This window comes from Mesorhizobium sp. M4A.F.Ca.ET.020.02.1.1 (assembly GCF_004022645.1).
Lineage (GTDB): Bacteria > Pseudomonadota > Alphaproteobacteria > Rhizobiales > Rhizobiaceae > Mesorhizobium.
The window spans coordinates 1-2,458 of the sequence record NZ_RZOI01000828.1 but is presented as its reverse complement, the minus strand read 5'-3'; the positions used below and the strand labels follow the sequence as shown (position 1 = coordinate 2,458).

Sequence of the window (2,458 nt, the reverse complement as noted above, 5' to 3'; positions counted from 1 at the left end):
ATTGATGATCGTAGCGGAGCCAGCAAGCAGGGCAACGACGGCGAGACCCAAAGCGGAGATCGCCGCCGCCCACAGCCAGCCCGCCGCCCAACCGGCATGAACCGTGACGAGAACAGCCATCAATGCCGAGGAAGCGGCGATGCCCAAACCGACACCGCCGAAATGCAGCGCCTGCAGATCACTTCGATCCGCCGCGGCAAGATGGCTGAAGACGATCGAGGCCATGAAGACCATCACAAAGGCGCTGGCGAGGCCGGCAAGAAAGCGGATGACGAGAAAGGCCGCGATCGTCTCGCCGAAGCCCATCAGGGCGGCAAGGACGGCGCTGGCGGCGAGGCCGGCAAACATCAGCATGCGTTCGCGGCCATGCGCCCAGCCGCCGGCGGCGGCAAAGGCGCCGGCGAGATAGCCTAGATAGTTGGCCGAGGCGATCCAGCCGGCGTCAGCCGGCGACAGATGCAGTTCCTCCATCATGCCCGGCAGGATCGGCGTGTAGACGAAACGGCCGATGCCCATGGCGACAGCCATGGCCAGCATGCCGGCCACAGCGAGACGCGAGGGCGATGGCGAGGCGGTTTTCATCGCAGCGCACAATAGGTGCGCAGGACAGCAAGACAATGCGGTTGCGTTGGGCCAGCGACCGTCGGCCGTGCCCGGCTATCGGCCGCCGAGTTAGCGTCAGCCCGCCTGCCCCGTCTCATAGGACGTACGCCGCGCCGTTAGCCGAAACGGCATGTCTCCCAGTTCGCGCTCCGACATCGTGTCCAGCACCGGATGCGCCAATGGATCGGCCACCCATCTCGCGATCTCGCTTTCGTATCGGGCGCCCTGCCCTCCGCCAGCGACGACCAGACCATTGAGCAATGACAAAATCTTCATGGTTTCGCCTCGAATTCGCGTTGACCCCTATAGAATCTGTATCCACGCCATGCGTTTCAATTGAGATTTCCGCCATGTCAGTTTAGAAAAACTGTATGAGCCTGTTGAACCGCGTCCATCTGAACGGCCTGCGTGCCGTGGAAACCGTCGCCCGGCTCGGCTCGCTCGCGGCGGCGGCCGGCGAGCTCAACGTCTCGGCCAGCGCCGTCAGCCAACAGATCAAGCGCACGGAAAAGCAGCCCGGCCAGGCGCTGTTCGAACGCACGCCGGGCGGCCTTGTTCCAACGGAGTTCGGCGCGCTGTTCACGGCAAGGCTTGGGGCGGGCTTTCGCGAGCTGGCGCAGGCCGTGGCGATGGCCGACGAGGCCAGCCAATGCACGCTGGTTGTTTCGGTAGCGCCGGCCTTCGCCTCGAAGTGGCTGCTGCCGAGGTTGTCCCGGCATTTCGCCCGGCATCCGAACGTACTGTTGCGCATCGACGCCTCGGGTCGGGTCGCCGATCTCGACCATTCCGACATCGATGTCGGCATCCGGATGGGCGACGGCAAATGGCCGGGCGTGCGCGCGGAACTGCTTCTGGCGCAAGAGGTGTTCCCGGTCTGCACGCCGTCGATCGCGGCCAGACTGCACTCGATCGAGGATCTGGCGCAGACCTGCGCGATCACCGACGAGCGCTCGATGATCAGTTGGGACAGCTGGTTCGCGGCGGCCGGCGTCTCGCCGGTCACCTTTCTGAAGGGGGCACGTTTCACCGATCCCATGCTCTGCCTGGAATCGGCGATCGCCGGCCATGGCGTCATGCTCGCCTGGCAGTTGCTGACCGCCGACGCGCTGGCCGACGGCCGGCTGGTCGCGCCATTCGGCGTGCGCGCCGAGAGCGGGCTGGGCTACTGGATGGTGACCTCTGCCACAAAAGGCGAGAGCCGCAAGGTGCGCGACTTCAAGGCCTGGATCCGCGAGGAGATCGAGGCGACCATGGCAAAGTTCCGGACGCTCGACAGCGCCGCCTGACCCAGTCGATCCCTGTGGAAAGGCCAGCCCTGCCGGTCTATGTAAGAGACTGTTTCGAAATTCGCTCCGGCGAGTCATATGGTGGTGGATTCGAGAACGGTAGCGCAGCGGACATTCGTCCGTGAGCAACGGAAGCGCAGAAAACGCCATCAGATGGCCGCCAGAGTGGAAATTTCCAAACAGTCTCTAGGACCAGACCTCACAATCACGGCAGGCAGGATCATGACCACACATTCGCGCGGCGTTGCAGCAACCATCGACCCGGTGAAGCTCGACAGGCTGGCCGAGGTCGCCATCAAGGTCGGGCTGCAGCTGCAGCCGGGACAGGACCTTGTGGTGACGTCGTCGATCGCGGCCCTGCCCTTGACGCGGCGCATCGTCGAGCATGCCTACAAGGCCGGCGCCGGGTTGGTGACGCCGATCTTCAATGATGACGAGATCACGCTGGCGCGCTTCCGCTATGGCGCTGACGCCGGCTTCGATCGTGCCGCCGGCTGGCTCTATGAAGGCATGGCGAAAGCCTTTGCCAACAACGCGGCGCGGCTTGCTGTGCGCGGCGAGGATCCGTC

4 protein-coding genes are annotated in these 2,458 nt (G+C 64.6%); 2 read left to right on the top strand and 2 right to left on the bottom strand.

The window, feature by feature from the left end:
* On the bottom strand, window positions 1-582 hold a 582-nt coding region (locus tag EN742_RS31775), incomplete at its 3' end, for a YbfB/YjiJ family MFS transporter (protein ID WP_245492443.1).
* A 96-nt stretch (window positions 583-678) separates the two neighbouring features.
* Entirely contained in the window at window positions 679-879 is a 201-nt protein-coding gene (locus tag EN742_RS31770; protein ID WP_128333719.1) for a hypothetical protein, read from the bottom strand.
* Window positions 880-974: 95 nt separating this feature from the next.
* On the opposite strand from EN742_RS31770, the gene EN742_RS31765 reads away from it, so the two are divergent.
* Entirely contained in the window at window positions 975-1,889 is a 915-nt protein-coding gene (locus EN742_RS31765; RefSeq protein WP_128333718.1) for a LysR substrate-binding domain-containing protein, read from the top strand.
* 222 nt (window positions 1,890-2,111) lie between these two features.
* Window positions 2,112-2,458: aminopeptidase (locus EN742_RS31760; protein ID WP_148670398.1), on the top strand; the 347-nt coding region annotated here is incomplete at its 3' end.